Origin of the sequence: Pandoraea anapnoica (assembly GCF_902459765.1) — a bacterium.
GTDB lineage: Bacteria > Pseudomonadota > Gammaproteobacteria > Burkholderiales > Burkholderiaceae > Pandoraea > Pandoraea anapnoica.
Window position 1 is genome coordinate 259,942 of record NZ_CABPSP010000008.1, and the last position, 17,815, is coordinate 277,756.

Annotated in this window: 12 protein-coding genes and 1 pseudogene; 8 read left to right on the plus strand and 5 right to left on the minus strand. The window is 61.9% G+C overall.

Annotation, left to right across the window (positions count from 1 at the left end):
• Window positions 1-37 precede the first annotated feature (37 nt).
• The 4 genes from cyoB to PAN31117_RS15095 all read left to right on the plus strand — a co-directional run bounded on the left by cyoB (window position 38) and on the right by PAN31117_RS15095 (window position 3,967).
• A complete protein-coding gene (gene cyoB, locus PAN31117_RS15080; protein ID WP_150738873.1) occupies window positions 38-2,029 on the plus strand; it encodes a cytochrome o ubiquinol oxidase subunit I in 1,992 nt (663 codons plus the stop codon).
• Window positions 2,022-2,696, plus strand: coding sequence for a cytochrome o ubiquinol oxidase subunit III (gene cyoC, locus PAN31117_RS15085; protein WP_150738874.1), 675 nt, complete (start codon window positions 2,022-2,024; stop codon window positions 2,694-2,696). The genes cyoB and cyoC overlap by 8 nt, the downstream gene beginning before the upstream one ends.
• Complete coding sequence (cyoD, locus tag PAN31117_RS15090) at window positions 2,693-3,094, plus strand: cytochrome o ubiquinol oxidase subunit IV (protein WP_039400513.1); 402 nt, start codon at window positions 2,693-2,695, stop codon at window positions 3,092-3,094. Before cyoC ends, cyoD begins: the two co-directional genes overlap by 4 nt.
• A 99-nt stretch (window positions 3,095-3,193) precedes the next feature.
• Complete coding sequence (locus tag PAN31117_RS15095; RefSeq protein WP_281349181.1) at window positions 3,194-3,967, plus strand: SURF1 family protein; 774 nt, start codon at window positions 3,194-3,196, stop codon at window positions 3,965-3,967.
• Here the strand turns inward: PAN31117_RS15095 and pdxR are convergent.
• Window positions 3,933-5,399: a MocR-like pyridoxine biosynthesis transcription factor PdxR gene (pdxR, locus tag PAN31117_RS15100; RefSeq protein WP_150738875.1), complete on the minus strand. Its 1,467-nt coding sequence runs from the start codon at window positions 5,397-5,399 to the stop codon at window positions 3,933-3,935. The two genes, PAN31117_RS15095 and pdxR, sit on opposite strands and share 35 nt — an antisense overlap.
• A gap of 227 nt (window positions 5,400-5,626) precedes the next feature.
• Here pdxR and PAN31117_RS15105 point away from each other — a divergent pair, with 227 nt between their 5' ends.
• Window positions 5,627-6,295 carry a M24 family metallopeptidase gene (locus PAN31117_RS15105; RefSeq protein ID WP_150738876.1) on the plus strand — a complete coding sequence of 223 codons (669 nt, stop codon included), beginning with the start codon at window positions 5,627-5,629 and terminating at the stop codon, window positions 6,293-6,295.
• A 719-nt stretch (window positions 6,296-7,014) separates the two neighbouring features.
• Window positions 7,015-8,637, plus strand: coding sequence for a gamma-glutamyltransferase (gene ggt / locus PAN31117_RS15110; protein ID WP_246189102.1), 1,623 nt, complete (start codon window positions 7,015-7,017; stop codon window positions 8,635-8,637).
• Between the two features lie 100 nt (window positions 8,638-8,737).
• On the opposite strand, the gene PAN31117_RS15115 is transcribed toward ggt, so the two are convergent.
• From PAN31117_RS15115 to PAN31117_RS15125, 3 genes and pseudogenes are all read right to left on the minus strand, one after another.
• On the minus strand, window positions 8,738-9,382 hold the full coding sequence (locus tag PAN31117_RS15115) for a methionine ABC transporter permease (protein ID WP_150738878.1): 645 nt from the start codon (window positions 9,380-9,382) through the stop codon (window positions 8,738-8,740).
• A 49-nt stretch (window positions 9,383-9,431) separates the two neighbouring features.
• Window positions 9,432-10,268, minus strand: a pseudogene (locus tag PAN31117_RS15120) (methionine ABC transporter ATP-binding protein); the annotation flags it as partial.
• A gap of 38 nt (window positions 10,269-10,306) precedes the next feature.
• Window positions 10,307-11,137 carry a MetQ/NlpA family ABC transporter substrate-binding protein gene (locus PAN31117_RS15125; protein ID WP_150738880.1) on the minus strand — a complete coding sequence of 277 codons (831 nt, stop codon included), beginning with the start codon at window positions 11,135-11,137 and terminating at the stop codon, window positions 10,307-10,309.
• 328 nt (window positions 11,138-11,465) lie between these two features.
• Between PAN31117_RS15125 and PAN31117_RS15130 the strand changes: the two genes are divergently transcribed.
• Window positions 11,466-12,746: a serine hydrolase gene (locus PAN31117_RS15130; protein ID WP_246189095.1), complete on the plus strand. Its 1,281-nt coding sequence runs from the start codon at window positions 11,466-11,468 to the stop codon at window positions 12,744-12,746.
• A gap of 81 nt (window positions 12,747-12,827) precedes the next feature.
• Here PAN31117_RS15130 and PAN31117_RS15135 read toward each other — a convergent pair whose 3' ends face one another.
• Window positions 12,828-14,342, minus strand: a complete 1,515-nt coding sequence (locus PAN31117_RS15135; RefSeq protein ID WP_150738881.1) for an MFS transporter — start codon at window positions 14,340-14,342, stop codon at window positions 12,828-12,830.
• A 318-nt stretch (window positions 14,343-14,660) separates the two neighbouring features.
• Here PAN31117_RS15135 and PAN31117_RS15140 point away from each other — a divergent pair, with 318 nt between their 5' ends.
• Window positions 14,661-16,742 (plus strand): OPT family oligopeptide transporter, encoded by a 2,082-nt coding sequence (locus PAN31117_RS15140; protein ID WP_150738882.1) that lies wholly within the window; start codon window positions 14,661-14,663, stop codon window positions 16,740-16,742.
• Window positions 16,743-17,815: the final 1,073 nt, after the last annotated feature.

Consider the following 17,815-nt stretch of genomic DNA (forward strand, 5'->3'; position numbering starts at 1 on the left):
ATGCGCCTCGCGCGCGAATGATCCCAGGTTCGAGCTTATGGACATCGTCAAGCTGATCTTCGGTCGCCTCACGCTAGAGGCGATCCCGTACCACGAACCGATCCTCCTCGCGACCTTTGCGGGGGTGGCGATCGGTGGCGTCGTGGTACTGGGCGCCATCACCTACTTCAGGCTGTGGGGCTACCTGTGGCGAGAGTGGTTCACGAGCATCGATCACAAGAAGATCGGGATCATGTACGTGATCCTCGGCATCATCATGTTGCTGCGCGGCTTCGCCGATGCCGCGATGATGCGCCTGCAACAGGCGGTCTCGTTCGGCGACAACATGGGCTATCTGCCGCCGCACCACTACGATCAGATCTTCACCGCGCACGGCGTGATCATGATCTTCTTCGTGGCGATGCCGCTCGTGACCGGTCTCATGAACTTCGTGGTGCCACTCCAGATCGGCGCCCGCGACGTGGCCTTCCCGTTCCTCAATAACTTCAGCTTCTGGATGACGACCAGCGGCGCGGTACTCGTGATGATGTCGCTGTTCGTCGGCGAATTCGCACGTACCGGCTGGCTCGCGTATCCACCGCTCTCGGGCGTATTGCAAAGTCCCGACGTGGGCGTCGATTACTACATATGGGCCTTGCAGATCGCAGGCGTCGGCACCCTGCTCTCGGGGATCAACCTGCTCGTGACCATCGTGAAGATGCGCGCACCGGGCATGACGATGATGCGCATGCCAGTGTTCACGTGGACGTCGCTGTGCACCAACGTGCTGATCGTGGCCGCCTTCCCGGTGCTCACCGCCGTGCTCGCCCTGCTCGCCCTCGACCGCTATGCGGGGACCAACTTCTTCACGAACGATCTCGGCGGTAACGCCATGATGTACGTGAACCTGATCTGGATCTGGGGCCACCCCGAGGTCTACATTCTCGTGCTGCCGGTCTTCGGCGTGTTCTCGGAAGTGGTGGCGACGTTCTCGGGCAAGCGACTTTTCGGTTATGCGTCGATGGTCTACGCAACGGTCGTGATTACGGTGCTGTCGTACCTCGTGTGGCTGCACCACTTCTTCACGATGGGCTCGGGCGCGAGTGTGAACTCGTTCTTCGGGATCACGACGATGATCATCTCGATACCCACGGGGGCCAAGATCTTCAACTGGCTCTTCACGATGTATCGCGGACGCATCCACTTCGAAGTGCCCATGCTCTGGACCATCGGCTTCATGGTGACGTTCGTGATCGGCGGCATGACCGGCGTGCTGCTCGCAGTACCGCCTGCGGACTTCTCGCTGCATAACGGGCTGTTCCTGATTGCCCACTTCCACAACGTGATCATCGGCGGGGTCGTGTTCGGCGTGTTCGCCGCCATCAGCTACTGGTTCCCGAAAGCCTTCGGCTACAAGCTCGACCCGTTCTGGGGCAAGTGCTCGTTCTGGTTCTGGTTCATCGGCTTCTACGTGGCGTTCATGCCGCTCTACCTACTCGGTCTGATGGGCGTGACGCGACGCGTGAGCCACTTCGACGATATGTCATTGCAGATCTGGTTCCGGGTCGCCGCCGTGGGTGCGCTGCTTATCGCCATCGGTATCGCCTGCTTCATCATCCAATTGGTGGTGAGCTACATGCGTCGCGATCAACTGCGCGACGAGACGGGTGATCCGTGGGGCGGGCGCACGCTGGAATGGTCGACGTCGTCGCCGCCGCCGGTCTACAACTTCGCCTTCACGCCGCTCATTCACGACAACGACGCCTGGTGGCAGATGAAGCAGCACGGCTTCAAGCGTCCGATGGACGGCTTCATCCCGATTCACATGCCGAAGAACACCGGCGCAGGCATCATCCTTGCGGGGCTGGCGACGGTGTGTGGCTTCGGGCTGATCTGGCATATGTGGCTGGTCGTCATCGTGGCCTTCGTCGCACTGATCGCGACGGCCATCGGACACACGTTCAACTATCACCGCGACTACTACATCCCGGCCGATCAGGTCGAACACACGGAGGCAGCGCGCACGCGACTGCTCGCCCAGAATGTCTGACACGACCGCACCGTTCCCTGCCGGTGGCGTGCCGCTCGGCGGCGGCGCCCACGCCCCCTCCCCGCCGCGCGAGGGCGACCTGAAATTCATGATGTCGACGGACTACCACCCGCCGGGTGGCACGTTGCTCGGCTTCTGGATTTATCTGATGAGCGACTGTCTTGTCTTCGCCTGTCTGTTCGCGGCGTATGGCGTGCTCGGTCGCAACTACGCGGGCGGACCGACGGGCGCGGAGCTGTTCGAACTGCCGCTCGTGGCGCTCAACACCACGTTCCTGCTGCTCTCGTCGATCACCTACGGCTTCGCGATGCTGGAGATGCAAAGGCGCCGCCAGAGCGCCGTGACCGGCTGGCTGATCGTGACGGGGTTGCTCGGCGCGGCGTTCCTCTCGCTCGAACTGTACGAGTTCGCCACGCTGATTCATGAAGGTGCCGGGCCGTGGCGCAGCGCGTTCCTGTCGTCGTTCTTCACGCTGGTGGGCACGCACGGGCTGCACGTCACGTTCGGCATCATCTGGCTCATCACGCTGCTGGTGCAGATCGGCAAGCACGGGCTGACCGTACCGAACCGCCGACGGCTGATGTGCCTGTCGATGTTCTGGCACTTTCTGGACGTCGTGTGGATCGGCGTCTTTACGTTCGTCTATCTGATGGGAGTGCTGCCGTGAGCACCCACGACTCGACTTTGCACGATGCCCACGGGCACGACCATGACGATGATCATGGGAACGAGGGGCCGCACAGCACGCTGCGTGGCTATGCGACCGGCTTCATTCTGTCGGTGGTGCTCACCGCGATTCCGTTCTGGTTCGTGATGGGTGGCGTGTTCGAGAAATCGAGCACGACCGCGATCATGATCCTGTTCCTCGCGGCGATTCAGATCGTGGTGCACATGATCTACTTCCTGCATATGAACGCGAAGTCCGAGGGCGGCTGGAACATGCTGTCGCTGATCTTCACGATCGTGCTGGTCGTCATCACGCTCTCGGGTTCGCTGTGGGTGATGTATCACCTGAACCAAAACATGATGCCGGGTATGATGCAGGATACGAAAAACCTCCCTTGAACGGCATTTCCCTTGAGTAGCGATCGACTTCACGATTCGGGGGACGCACAGCGTCCCCCGCGCGCTTCTGGCGCCCCCTCCCGCACATCTCCCCTTCGCGTGGTGATTCTCGGCGTCATCACGCTGGTGCTGATTTCCCTCTTCGTCTCACTCGGCACATGGCAGTTGCAACGCCGCGCGTGGAAACTCGATCTGATCGAACGCGTGAATTCGCGCGTGCATGCGCCGCCGTCGGCAGCGCCCGCGCGCGCGCAGTGGGCCGACGTCAACGCCGAGAAGGACGAGTATCGTCACGTCTCGCTAACCGGCACCTACCAGTTCGACAAAGACACGCTCGTGCAGGCCGTCACCGATCTGGGCGGCGGCTACTGGGTGCTCACGCCGCTGCGCACGGCAGATGGCGGTGAAGTGCTGGTCAATCGCGGCTTCGTGCCGCCAGGCTGGAAAGAGTCGGTGCCGCCCGCCCCGACAGGCGAAGTTACGGTGACGGGATTGCTGCGCATGCCCGAGCCGGTCGGCGGCTTCCTGCGCAAGAACGCCCCGGCGCAGAACCTCTGGTATTCGCGTGACGTGATGGCGATTGCGACGGCGCGCGGCCTCAATACGTCCGATGTCGCCCCATATTTCGTGGACGCCGACGGCAAACCCGGAGCGAATGCAGGTGCCGGCGCAAACGCCATCACCAACGACGCCGAAGCCATGACCAGCAAGGTACAGTCGCAAGATCGCGACTATCCCGTGGGCGGCCTGACCGTGGTGCAGTTCCCGAACAACCACATGAGCTATCTGCTGACGTGGTACGCACTCGCGATAATGTCGGCCGTCGCAGGCTGGTTCGTTATCCGGCTCGAACTTCGCAAGCGCGGCGAGTAGACGAAATAAGCGTCGCAATACACGTCGCAATCTCCGGCAGCCGCGCATCGTCGAGCGCGGCGTAGCCGAGCACCAGCCCCGGGGGCACCGTCTGCGCCCGGGCAAACTCCCTCAGTCCTTCCACGAAAACGCCTTGCGCGCGTAGCGTCGCGACGAGCGCCGCCTCGTCCACATGAGATGGCAACCACAGCACGCAGTGAAAGCCCGCGTGATCGCCAGTGATGCGGCAAGGTGGAGTCATCCTCGCGCGTAACGTCTCCAGCAGCAGATTGCGACGTCTGAGATACACGCTGCGAGAAGCGCGCAAATGCCGTGCGAAATCCCCGCTATCGATATAGCTCGCGAGCGCCATCTGCTCGATGAGACTGTTCGAGCGTCCCGACGCCGAACGCTGCCCCGCGATTCGCGCAAGCAACGCTGGCGGTGCCAGCAAATAGCCGATGCGCAGCGACGGAAACAACGATTTGTTGAAGCTGCTGCAATGGATCACGCGCGCCTGTGTGTCGATGGCTTTGAGCGCAGGCAACGGCGCACTGCCGTAGCTGAACTCGCTGTCGTAGTCGTCTTCGACGATCCAGACGTCGCGCGCGCTCGCCCACTCCAGCAACTGCATCCGACGGTTGATCGACATGGTGGTGCCGAGCGGTGCCTGATGCGCGGGCGTCACGTAGGCGATGCCGGGACGTCCTGCGCCCGCACGGTCGGCGGCTGCCACGACAAAGCCCTCGTCGTCGACAGGTACGCTCACGCAACGCTGCGACGGCGCGCGCACCAGCGTCGACAGATTCTTGTAGCCGGGGTCTTCGAGATAGAACGCCGTGGCGTCGTCGGCAAGGACTTCCGTGACGAGACTGATCGCATGGCGAATGCCGGTCGTCACCACGATTTCGTCTGCTTCGCAGGCGATGCCGCGCGTCATACGCACGTAGCGAGCGATGCTCTCGCGCAGCGGCAAATAGCCGCGCGGGTCTGTGTCGGCCAACAACTCGGGGGTGACGGCTCGCAGCGCGCGGTTCATATGCTTGCGCCAGACGGGTAGCGAGAACAACGCGGCATCGGGCGACCGACCGGTTTTCGACGCAAGCGATGCTGCATTCTCAGGCAACGGCTGCGTCGAACGCTCGGCCTGGCAGGATGCAGCTGGTGTCGCCACCGCCCCGGAGAAGTCCGCGACCACTTCCGTACCCGCGCCAACGCGACTCGCCACATAGCCTTCGAGCGTCAGTTGCTCGAACGCCAGCTCGACGATGCCGCGCGACACCCCCCAGCGCTCTGCCAGCGTGCGTGTGGAGGGTAGGCGGTCGCCACGTCGCAACTCGCCCGCGACGATGCGCTCTCGCACACACCGGTAGACCCATGCCTGTCGCGTCTCCTTCTCATGACGAGCGGAGAGCGGCAATTCCAGTGACTGGCTGAGATGGCGTCGGCGCATGAGGCGGCTGCACAAAGGGATAGGGGAGCGTTGGTGTCACAGCGGGTGCAGGTCTTTCACGACGGTCGAATCATCGATCCATCGCAAAGTGGCCCAACCGATCCCGCGACAAATGGCGCTTCGAATTATACAAGTTAGGCCGTATCCTAAAAGCCATGACGTCTGTTCCGCAGGTTGCAACGCGACTGGCGTTCCACCCAAATCAGAATAAACAGTGGAGAAATTCGATGGAGTTGACGGAGTTGGCCCGGCGCGAAGCAGTCGGAACCAAGTACAGCGCCGAAGCCATGCAACGTGCGCAGGCGCTCACGTGGGAAGCCACCGAGAAAATCGCCGCCATGATCAAGCCCGGCATGCGCGAGTCGGAAGCCATCGCCGCCAGCAAGACGCTGCTCGGCACGCTCGGCATGGACCGCATCTGGCACCCGGTGCTGATTCGCTTCGGCGAAAACACGTTGCGCACGTTCAGCGAACGCAGCGATAACGACCCGGTGCTCGGCGACGACGACATCTATTTCATCGACATCGGCGTGGTGTTTGGTGCGCACGAAGGCGATTGCGGGTTCACGCGCACGACTGGCAGCGATCCCGAGATGCAGCGTTGTGCAGACGACGCCAAGCGCCTGTTCGACATCGTCCACCAGCATTGGCGCGCCGAAGGGGTGAACGGTCAGGCCCTGTACGAATTCGCGAAGGCACAGGCCGAGGCGATGGGCTGGGTTCTCAACCTGGACATCAAGGGCCACCGCGTCAGTGACTTCCCGCACGCCATCTACAAGGGCGGCAAGCTCGGCGATTTCGAAGGCACGCCCAACGGCGGCCTGTGGATTCTCGAGATCCAGATCGCGCATCCGACGCGTGCGTTCGGTGCTTTCTACGAAGACCTGCTGATCTGAGCGTCAGCGAAGATGCGAGCGCCGCCGGGGGTGCTCGCGTCATTCGACGCGCATCAAAACTCAACACGCAGTTCAATCCTGCTCAACACGGCGATATCTGCCTGTTATCTGTGCAAGTCGCGCTTGCCTCCCAACTTCGATTCGCTAATACACGGGTCACATGACAGCGTGGTGATCGCGCAACAACACCGAGTGGATTCCGAACTTTTCGCGCCGTTTTGCTTCGTGATCCCCTCCGTTTCGACGGACAAACCTCCATCGATATCTGACCCCATATTGTGTGAAGTTCGCGTCGCACAAGGCCTGTGAAGGCGCGTACGCGATTTCGCGAATTGTCCAGAGCCACCTGAAGCTGCGTTGTGGCCCGTCGCCCGGACTTTTGGCGCATCTTTCCCCAATTACCCGTTATGCGTTAACGTTCGATGGTCGACGGGATTGTTCACGCACGTCGTAATGTTGTTTAGGCAGCGGAGACATCACCCCGCAACCATGTCGCCCGCTGGGGTCCATGGGCGAGGGCGAGCTGCCCGTCGTGTGTCCGTCGCTAGCGCAGTTGAAGCTCCGGCAGTTGGAGCTCCCTTTATCTCGCTCACGATAAGAACCACAGAAAGACGATGAAAAACCCAACCTTCACCAAAGCGCTCTTAGCCACAGCTCTGAGCTGCGCGCTGTTCAACGTTCACGCGGCATCGCAGGCACCGGTCGGCGCTCAGAACGGCATGGTCGTGACGGCCCAGCACCTCGCGTCGAAAGTCGGCGTCGACGTGCTCAAGGCCGGCGGCAATGCCGTCGACGCCGCGGTTGCGGTCGGTTACGCGCTCGCCGTGGTGTACCCGGCAGCGGGCAACATCGGCGGCGGCGGCTTCATGACGATCCAGCTCGCCGACGGCCGCAAGACCTTCCTCGACTTCCGTGAAAAGGCCCCGCTCGCTGCAACGGCCAACATGTACCTCGACAAGGACGGCAACGTCATCAAGGGTGCTTCGACAACCGGTTATCTGGCCGTCGGCGTCCCGGGCAGCGTGTCCGGTATGGAATACGCTCGCGAGAAGTACGGCACGAAGACGCGTCAGCAACTGCTCGCACCGGCCATCACGCTCGCCGACAAGGGTTTCGTGCTCGATCAGGGCGACGTCGATATGCTGTGGACGTCCACCAAGGACTTCGAAAAGGACCGCGCCAACTCGGGTGCCATCTTCCTGAACAAGGGTCAACCGTTCCAGCCGGGCGAACGTCTTGTGCAGAAGGACCTCGCCCGCACGCTCAAGCTGATCAGTGCCCGCGGCACCGACGGCTTCTACAAGGGTGAAGTTGCCGACAAGCTGGTGGCGTCGATGAAGGCGGGCGGCGGCATCATCACGCAGGCCGACCTCGATCAGTACAAGACGCGCGAACTGGCCCCGGTCGAGTGCGACTATCGCGGCTATCACGTGGTGTCCGCCCCGCCCCCGAGCTCGGGCGGCGTGGTGATCTGCGAGATCATGAACATTCTCGAAGGCTACCCGATGAAGGAGCTGGGCTATCACTCGGCCCAGGGCGTGCACTACACCATCGAGGCCATGCGCCACGCGTATGTCGACCGCAACAGCTATCTGGGCGACCCGGACTTCGTGAAGAACCCGATCGCACAGTTGCTCGACAAGAACTACGCCGCGAAGATTCGTGCCGCGATCAACCCGCAAAAGGCTGGTATCTCGCAGGAGATCAAGCCGGGTGTGCCGCCGCATGAAGGCAGCAACACGACGCACTACTCCATCATCGACAAGGACGGCAACGCCGTATCCGTCACCTACACGCTCAACGACTGGTTCGGCGCGAAGGTCATGGCCAACGGCACGGGCGTGCTGCTCAACGACGAAATGGACGACTTCACCTCGAAGGTGGGCGTGCCGAACATGTACGGTCTGATTCAGGGTGAGGCGAACGCCATCGGCCCGGGCCGTCGTCCGCTGTCGTCGATGAGCCCGACCATCGTCACGAAGGACGGCAAGCCGGTGATGGTCGTCGGCACGCCGGGCGGTAGCCGCATCATCACGGCCACGCTGCTGACGATGCTCAACGTGATCGACTACGGCATGACGTTGCAGGAAGCCGTCGATGCGCCGCGTTTCCACCAGCAATGGATGCCGGAAGCGACCAACATCGAAGCGTTCGCGCTGAGCCCGGACACGCAAAAGATTCTGGAAAGCTGGGGCCAAAAGTTCGCAGGCCCGCAACCGGCTAACCACATTGCGGCGATTCTCGTCGGCGCGCCGTCGCTCGGCGGCAAGCCGGTCGGCAAGAACCGTTTCTACGGCTCGAACGATCCTCGTCGCAACACGGGTCTCGCACTCGGGTATTGATGACTGAATGGATTCGGCGTTGCGCCGAATCCGGGTAGCGAATGAAAAGAGGCCGCAAGTGCGGCCTCTTTTTTGTTCGGGCGCTGTCCGTCCTCAGTGCTCAGCGACGATGATCGACTCTGCGTGCGAGACGCTCCCCCGCGAACTGCACCAGCGTCACGAGGGCCACGAGAATCACGATCACGTTGAACATCACACTCGTCTCGTAGCGCTCATAGCCATACCGCACAGCGAGATCGCCCAGACCGCCCGCCCCGACTGCCCCCGCCATTGCCGACGCCCCGACCATCGCAATCACCGTCACTGTCGCACCGCCGAGAATCGCGGGAAGCGCTTCGGGCAACAGCACGTGGCGCACGATGTGCCAGCGACGGCAGCCCATCGCGCGCGCCGCTTCGATCAGTCCCGGGTCGATCTCGCGCAAGCCGACTTGCGTCACTCGCGCGAAGAACGGAATCAGATGGACGGCGAGCGGCACCACGGCGGCCCATGTGCCCATTGTCGTGCCGACGATCCAGCGCGTGACCGGCAACAACGCCACCAGCAGGATGATGAAAGGTACCGCGCGGAACAGATTCACCACGACCGACAACGCGCGGTTGAAACGCGGACGCGGGACCAGACCGCCCGATGCGGTGATCACCAGCACGATGGCGATCAGCATGCCCACCGCAAAGACGATGGCGCACGCGCTCGTGACCATCAACAAGGTTTCACCGAGGGCGCGCAGGTATTTGTCGAGCATAACGATTCCGAGAGAACTAAACGGCGTGTGCGTGTTGGCGCTGTGCGTTTTGCGTGAGACGTCCCTGCCAGGCGTGTTGCAACGGGCGTAGCAGCGCGCGCGTTGCCTCAGCCAGAGGGTTCGCGAAGACTTCGTCGACCGGACCTAGTTCGGTGATGCGTCCCTGATCGAGCACCAGTACGCGGTCGCAGGCCTGATGGATCACCCCCATGTCGTGCGTGATGAGGACAACCGTTAAGCCAAATTCGCGCTGGACGTCGCGCAACAACGAGAGAATCGAATCGGTCGTCTCGGGATCGAGTGCGGACGTCGCTTCGTCGCACAGCAGAATTTCGGGGCGATGTACCAGCGCACGCGCGATCCCCACGCGCTGCTTTTGTCCGCCGGAGAGCATGGCGGGATAGGCATCGGCCTTGCCCGACAGCCCCACGAGCGCTAGTAGCTCGTTTACTCGCGGCGCGATTTGTGCTTTCGGCACGCCCGCCACACGCAGCGGCAGCGCCACGTTTTCGAAGACGGTCTTCGCCGACAACAAGTTGAAGTGCTGGAAGATCATGCCGACGCGCCGACGCAAACCGACCAGCGCCGCTTCGTCGAGCGACGCCACATCGACGCCATCCACCTTCACATGCCCCGTGCTCGGCAACTCCAGCGCGTTGATCGTGCGCAGCAGCGTGGACTTGCCTGCGCCGCTGCGTCCGATGATGCCGAAGCTCTCGCCGCGATGCACGGCGAAGGCAATGTCCTGCAACGCCGCACTCGACGCCCCGGGGTAAATCTTGCTGAGTCCGTCGAAGGTGATGTGTGCGACTTCGCGCGCCGCCGCAGTGGGCAAGCGGGTCACCGTGGTCGTGGTGGGCGCTGTGGAAGTGTGCCGGGTTGTCATCGACGGGGTCCTCGCGAATGAAAATGGTGAATGGGTGATCAGAACGCCGGGACGACCGAACCCTGATACTTGGTCTCAATGAACTTGCGCACTTCTTCCGATTGATACGCCTTCACGAGGGGCGCAACCCACGGCGCGTTCTTGTCCTTTTCGCGCACGGCAATGATGTTCACGTAAGGATTGTTCTCGCGCTTCTCGACCGCGATGCCGTCGCGCGTGGCGATCAGGCCTGCCTGATACGCGAAGCTGTTGACGATGGCCGACGCGTCGACGTCCGGCAGCGAGCGCGCCAGCACCACCGATGCGCTTTCGATGAACTGAAGCTTGCGCGGGTTGGCGGTGACGTCCGAGAGCGTGGCCGTGCCGGTGTAGGGATCGAAGCCATCGCGCAGCTTGATCAGACCGTGATCGCGCAGGATCACGAGCGCGCGGGTCTGATTGCTCGGGTCGTTCGGCAGGCCGATCTTCGCGCCTTCGGGCAGCGATTCGAGCGACTTGTACTTCTTCGAATAGAACGCGATGGGCGAGATCAGCGTGTCGCCGACCGACACAAGCTTGTAGCCGCGTTGCTTGACCTGATCGCGCAGGAACGGAATGTGCTGGAAGGAATTGGCGTCGAGATCGCCGTTATTCAGCGCTTCGTTCGGACTGGCCGTGCCGCTCACCACCACGGATTCGACGTTCAGGCCACGCGATTTCGCCACCTTCGTGACCACTTCCCAAATCTCTTCATCGACGCCGCCGCGCACGCCGACCTTGAGCGGTTTGTCGGCCGCAAAGGCGCTCGCCGAGCCCAACGTACCGAGCGAGCCGAGGGCCAGTGCGAGCGAGAGACTGCCGAGCAGACGAAACAATTGGCGGCGTTGCATGACGTATTCCCCTTGATTTAGGTATGGATGATGCCGATTCAGGCGAACGCTCAGTCTAGGAAGTGGGCGCCAGCAGCGTCCAATAACCAATTGCGCAAAGCTAAGTTGCCGAGGAGCGCAGAGCATTCGTACGCCGAAGGTTCTGCACTTGTAACTTTTTGTAATGTGTCGCCGAAAAACTCAGGAACTCCTCTTCTGACCGACGTCCAACAGGTTTCCCCGTGGATTGCGTCTATCACTCGTGTGGCGGTTGCCGTCGCGCGTGGAGAGCATTTTTGTTCGACGCACATCGCTTTCTCGTCACTTCTCTCTACGGAACCGCGCGAAGATGTCTGCCCTGTGGTACCCGCTGCTCAGCCCGTCCCTGCCCCGCCTTTACCGTATGCCTCCACGTGCAATTGCCATTGCGCGCCTCGTGCTGTTCGGCGTCATTCTGCTTATCGCGGGACTCCCGGTCAGCGACGCGCTCGCCGCCAACGCGCATCAGTCGAGCACCGGCAAGCGTCGGCATGACGCCGTCAAGAAGAAGAAACCGGTGGTAAAAAAGGCGAAGGCAGCGCCGAAGCACAAGGCGACGGCAGCGAGCACGTCGCGCAAGCGTGCGGCGACTCACGCCGCGAAAGGACGCACGAGTCGCACCGCGAAGAAGGCGGCACCGCCGCGTCATGCCAAGGTGACGAAGTCCACGGCGAAGCGATCGCCGACGGTCGCGCGGCGCAAGGCCGTGCCGAAGGCTGCTATGGCTGCGGCGGGGGCGACCGCGGCAACTGCGGCGAAGCCCGGAGTAACAGCGGCTGCATCAGCCCAAGTGAGTACTGACGCCAAACCCCGCTTGCTCGCCCGTTGCGGCTTCACGCCAGCATCGCGAAAGCGACTGTTCTCGAAGGCGGTGTACATCGTCGACGAGAAAACGCACACGCCGCTGTTTGCCCTGAATGCCGATCAGGTGCGCCCCATCGCGTCGCTCTCGAAGCTGATGACGGCCGTCGTCTGGCTCGACAGCGGCCCGGCCATGCGCGCGCCGCTCACCGTCACGAATGCGGATCTCGATACCTTGAAGTTCACGCATTCGCGTCTGGCCGTGGGCTCAACGCTCTCGCGCGCCAACATGCTGCACATCTCGCTGATGGCCTCCGAGAACCGAGCCGCCGCAGCGCTGAGTCGTGACTATCCGGGCGGGCGGCCCGCGTTTATCTCGGCAATGAACGCCAAGGCACGCTTGCTCAACATGCCTAACACACGCTTCGAAAACGCCACGGGACTCTCGCCGCGCAATGTGTCGACGGCGCGTGAGCTGGCGCGACTGGTGCGCGCGTCGAACGGCTATCCGCTGATTCGCCGCTACTCGATCGATCATCAGCAGTTAGTGCCCACTGGCAAAGGACAGCTGCAATACGTCAATACGAACCGACTGGTGCGTTACGGCAAGGTGCACGCCAGCGTGCAGAAGACGGGCTTCATCAACGAGTCGGGGCACAACATGGTGATGCGGGTGATGGTGCACAAGACGCGTCCCGTGATCGTGACGATGCTCGGCAGCGACACCCCCGAAGGGTCACGCCTCGATGGCGTTCGCATCGCGCATTGGTTGTCGTGCTCGTTGCGCTGAACTCACGCCGCGAGACAAAGAAAAACGCGCGCTCACGAGTGGGTGAGCGCGCGCTTCGGTGACGATGAATGCAGGGGTCGGTTAGTGCTTACGTGCGTGCCAACGTCCCCAGATCGCCGTGGCAAAGAGCAGGAACGCGCCCGCGCCGATCACAGCATCGAACCCGTGATTGAACGCGGTGTTGGAGAGCATCGTCAGCGCATCGGCAGCGACCGGTGGCAAGTGCTCAGCGACGATCTGCGCTTCGTCGAGGCTGTCGCGCACGGTGTCCGGGAGCGTCGCCACCTGCGGCACATCCATCGAACGGCCGTAGACGAATGTCAGCAGGCTGCCCATGAAGGTCACGCCTAGCGCACCGCCGAGTTCGTACGAAACCTCTTCGACCGACGCTGCCATCCCGGCACGCTCGGGCGGTGCGCTCTGCATGATGGTGCTCGAGGCCGCCGTCATGGTCGCACCGACGCCAACACCGAGCGTTGCCAGTGCCAGTGCAGACAACACTTGGCCCGAATCGCGCAGGATCAGGTAGCCCGCCATGCCCGCGGCCGAGGTGAGTAACGAGATGAACAACATCCGCGCACTGCCCATCCGGGGGAGCATGCGCCCGGCAATCGGTCCCGCGACGAACGCGGCAATCGATAACGGCATGCCCGCGCATCCGGCTTCCAGCGGCGAGTAGCCCATCGTCAGTTGCAGACGCTGGCTGAACACCAGTTGCATGCCGATCAGAGCCGCCGCAGCCATGAGTGCAGCCGCCACCGCACCGGCGAACACCGGATTACGGAACAACGTGAAGTCGAGCAACGGATGCGCGCTGCGCTGCTGGCGTTTGACGAACGCCCACAGAAACGCGACGCCCACGACGACCGCAACGGCGACCGTCGCCCAGTCGGGGGACAGCTTCCCCGCGCTCTTGATCGCGTACGTCACGCCGATCAGACCGACCATGAAGAGCAATGAGCCGAACCAGTCCCACGGTTGGGACGATGTCGAACCGCCCTTCGGAATCAGCCACCAGGCCACAGGCAACGCGATAAGTACGATCGGGACATTGATCAGGAAGACCGAGCCCCACCAGAAGTGTTCAAGCAGCGCACCGCCGACAATCGGACCGAACGCCGCACCACCTGAAGCAACCGACGCCCAGATACCGATAGCGAGCGCCTGCTCATGGGGATCGGCAAACGTCAGGCGAATCAGCGACAGCGTGGCGGGCATCATCATGGCCGCACCGACCCCGAGGAAACCTCGGGCGACGATCAGGACGTTGGCGCTCGGCGCAAAGGCGGCGGCGAGCGACGCCACGCCGAAGACGACCAGACCGGCGAGAAACAATTGCTTGTGGCCCAGACGGTCACCAAGCGTGCCCATGCCGAGCAGCAGGCCCGAGACCACAAGCGCGTAGGCGTTGACGATCCACAGCTTGGCGGAGGCCGTCGCTGCCAGATCGTGGGTCAGACGCGGCAGTGCCGTATAGAGCACCGTCATGTCGATCACGATGAGCAGCAGCGCCACCGACACGATGGCCAGCACCAGCCAACGGCGTGCGCCGCTCGCATGAGGTACCGGATGTGTTGAGGTATGCAGACTGGACATCGGAAAAGCTCCTTTCCTTTTTGGTGCGCAACGCCCGTTTGTCTGATGGGGTTACGTACTGACTTTATTTCTAGGGAAAACCCGCATCATCCATCAATAAATCGATTGAGAAAAGTTGGATTCCATCTGATAAGTGGATGGATTTGAAAGGTTTTCCCGTTTAACGAACCTCAGATGCTGATGCCGACGATCCGGCGGGTGATGGGGTCAGATTCGAACGGTCGTTCTAGTACGCCCGTCAAGACTGGCGGCGCACCACGCAGGCGCATACAATCTGCGCCACATTCCCATTGGGCGAAAAATCCCCCCTATTCGTACATGGCATCTCATCCGACCCGAATTCCCGACGCCGTCTCTCTCCCTGAGTTGACGGTACGCGGCATGATCCTGGGCGCACTGATCACCGTAGTGTTCACTGCCTCCAACGTTTATCTCGGCCTCAAGGTCGGTCTCACGTTTTCTTCCTCCATTCCTGCAGCCGTGATTTCGATGGCGGTCCTCCGCGCGCTGCGTGGCGGCAACATCCTTGAGAACAACATGGTGCAGACGCAGGCGTCTGCGGCCGGCACGCTCTCATCGATCATCTTTGTGTTGCCCGGCTTGCTGATGATCGGACACTGGCAGGGCTTCCCGTTTGGCCTGACGCTGGCGATCTGCGCGTCGGGCGGCATTCTTGGCGTGCTGTTTACGATTCCGTTGCGCCGCGCGATGGTCGTCGACAGTGACTTGCCCTATCCGGAGGGCGTAGCGGCGGCGGAAATTCTGCGCGTCGGCAGTGAAGGTGATGAAGGCACGTCGTCCGCCAGCGGGAAGGCATCGACGGGTAACGAAGCGAGCGGTGTGCGGGAGATTGCCTTCGGCGGGATCGTCTCGGCGCTGTTCGCGTTTGCGACGGCTGGCCTGAAGATTCTCGGCGAGAGCATTACTGCGTGGATCCCGGCGGGCGCTGCGGTCTTTCGTCTGACGACCGGCTTCTCGCTCGCGTTGATCGGTGCCGGTTATCTCATCGGTATCGTGTCCGGGCTCGCGATCTTGTTGGGTGCGGTGCTCACGTGGGGCGTTGCTGTGCCGGTGCTCACGGCTATCACGCCGAATCCCGATGGGCTGGCGATGGCTGCGTTCGCGAATGGGCTGTGGCAACACAAAGTGCGGTTCATTGGGGCCGGTGTGATCGGTGTGGCGGCTATCTGGACGCTGATCACGTTGGCAAAACCGATGGTCGACGGTGTGAAGACGTCGTTCACGGCGTTGGGCAAGGCGCGTGGCGCGCGGGGTAAGTCTGGTAACGGACAGACGCTGGGTCGCACGGAGCAGGATCTGTCGCCGTACTGGGTGATCGGTCTCACGTTGTTGTGCGTGGCGGTGTGGGTCGTGACGTTCGGCGTGTTCCTCGCGGATGCGCCGCTGTCGTTCGGCGGTATCGCGACGCTGGTGATTTGCAGCGTGGTGTTCGCCGTGGTTTTCGGCTTCCTGGTGGCAGCGGCATGTGGCTATATGGCGGGGCTGGTGGGATCGTCCGCCAGTCCGATTTCGGGTATCGGAATCGTTGCGGTGGTGTTGGTGTCGCTGCTGATTCTTAGCGTCAGTCAGGCGAGCGGGCTGCTCGATACCACTGGCGGCAGCAAGCTCGCGATTGCGTTGGCGCTCTTCACGACGGCCGCGGTCATCGCCATTGCCACGATTTCCAACGACAACCTGCAGGATCTGAAAACAGGTTGGCTGGTGGGCGCGACGCCGTGGCGTCAGCAGGTGGCGCTGTTGGTCGGCTGTGTCGTGGGTGCGGCGGTGATTCCGCCGGTGCTGAACCTGTTGTACAACGCTTACGGGTTCACCGATGCGTTGCCGCGCGCGGGGATGGACCCGTCACAGGCGCTGTCGGCGCCGCAGGCGATTCTGATGACGGCGATTGCCAAGGGCATCTTCACGCACCAGCTCGACTGGTCGATGCTCGGCATCGGCGCGGCGCTGGGGCTGGCGTTGATTGCGATTGATGCAGCGTTGGCCAAGCGCGGTGGTGTTGCGCGTGTGCCGGTCATTGCGGTGGGCATCGGTATCTATCTGCCCCCGACGATCGGCTCCGTGCTGGTGATCGGTGCGGTGCTGGGTTGGATTGCGCAACGCGTTCTGAAGGCACGTGCCAAGGCACAAGGAAAGGACTTCGGACCGTATGCGGAAGCGGCTGAACGACGCGGCGTGTTGCTGGCATCGGGCCTGATCGTGGGTGAGAGTCTGGTGGGCGTTGCGATGGCGATGGTCGTCGGCTTCAGCGGCTCCGACGCCCCGCTGGCCATCGTCGGCAGCAGCTTTGCCCCGACGTCGGAATGGCTCGCCTTGCTGGTCTTCGCTGGCATCTGCGTCGCCATCGTCCGCCGAGTGCTTTCGGCAACGCGATCCGCGTGATCCACTTGATCTGTGTTATTTGCGTAACGAGCTATTTGCGCGCTACTGCGCTCAACGTCATATAAGTTCTAGTGTCATCCTGTGAGTCGATAAGCGCGATCCCGCGCACATCGACTCACAACATCCCCCCAGCAAGTCTCATTCCTCCCCACCAGATCACACGCCAGAGTGTCCAGACGTCGCTCATGGGCATGGCGCTTCACGAACAAACGCCTACTAGGATCCGTGCGCCCGGAAATGCGTTTGACGGGTGGCCATACCCGTTCGTACTGAAACACGTCAGCGTTAAGGTGGAGATTTCCTGTCATCCGACGAAGATGCCGTTGGAGCGTCGTTGTTGATGGAAGTGAAGGCGGTACCGCCGATAGCCAACGCGTTTTAGTTGAATCACTTCCTCCACGGGAATGATCGACACCAGTTACACGCTTGGGGGGATACGGCGTCAGGCTAACAAACACGCACTGACACGTGGATGGGCGATTGAGCTATCCGCAGAAGGAGCGCAATCGTAGTCGGACCAAAATCAGAAATATTGCACGGACGTAGAGTTCGCGCCCGACACGCAGATCAACAACACCGAGGCCCAAAATCGACACCAGTTACACGCTCGGGGGATACGGCGTCAGACTAACAAACACGCACTGACACGTGGATGGGCGATTGAGCTATCCGCAGAAGGAGCGCAATCGTCGTCGGACCAAAATCAGAAATATTGCATGGATGCGTATAGTTCGCGTCCGACACGCAGATCAACAATACCGAGGCCCAGATGATCCACCAAGCACTCGGGTTCACGGAAATGGAGCGCGTCGTGGTGTACAGGAAGCGCTGCAAGCTTGATTGACCGACTAACAGGGGAGCGTAGCGATCATTTATCAAGTCCCGGTCGTCTTACACGACTTTCCAAGCATGGCTTCAGCGGACAACGGGTCGGATTCGGCCTGTGAGGCACCGATGAAAGCGTCGCTGCAAAGCAAAAACCCCTTGCTACTGCTATAGCAAGGGGTTTTTAAGGGGAGCCTGACGATTACCTACTTTCACACGGGTATCCGCACTATCATCGGCGTGGAGTC

Excerpts from the sequence above, each read along its gene's own strand:
- cyoB (WP_150738873.1), top strand. The coding sequence starts at position 38 with ATGGACATCGTCAAGCTGATCTTCGGTCGCCTCACGCTAGAGGCGATC.
- cyoC (WP_150738874.1), top strand. The coding sequence starts at position 2,022 with ATGTCTGACACGACCGCACCGTTCCCTGCCGGTGGCGTGCCGCTCGGC.
- pdxR (WP_150738875.1), bottom strand. The coding sequence starts at position 5,399 with ATGCGCCGACGCCATCTCAGCCAGTCACTGGAATTGCCGCTCTCCGCT.
- PAN31117_RS15105 (WP_150738876.1), top strand. The coding sequence starts at position 5,627 with ATGGAGTTGACGGAGTTGGCCCGGCGCGAAGCAGTCGGAACCAAGTAC.
- ggt (WP_246189102.1), top strand. The coding sequence starts at position 7,015 with ATGGTCGTGACGGCCCAGCACCTCGCGTCGAAAGTCGGCGTCGACGTG.
- PAN31117_RS15115 (WP_150738878.1), bottom strand. The coding sequence starts at position 9,382 with ATGCTCGACAAATACCTGCGCGCCCTCGGTGAAACCTTGTTGATGGTC.
- PAN31117_RS15125 (WP_150738880.1), bottom strand. The coding sequence starts at position 11,137 with ATGCAACGCCGCCAATTGTTTCGTCTGCTCGGCAGTCTCTCGCTCGCA.
- PAN31117_RS15130 (WP_246189095.1), top strand. The coding sequence starts at position 11,466 with ATGTCTGCCCTGTGGTACCCGCTGCTCAGCCCGTCCCTGCCCCGCCTT.
- PAN31117_RS15135 (WP_150738881.1), bottom strand. The coding sequence starts at position 14,342 with ATGTCCAGTCTGCATACCTCAACACATCCGGTACCTCATGCGAGCGGC.
- PAN31117_RS15140 (WP_150738882.1), top strand. The coding sequence starts at position 14,661 with ATGGCATCTCATCCGACCCGAATTCCCGACGCCGTCTCTCTCCCTGAG.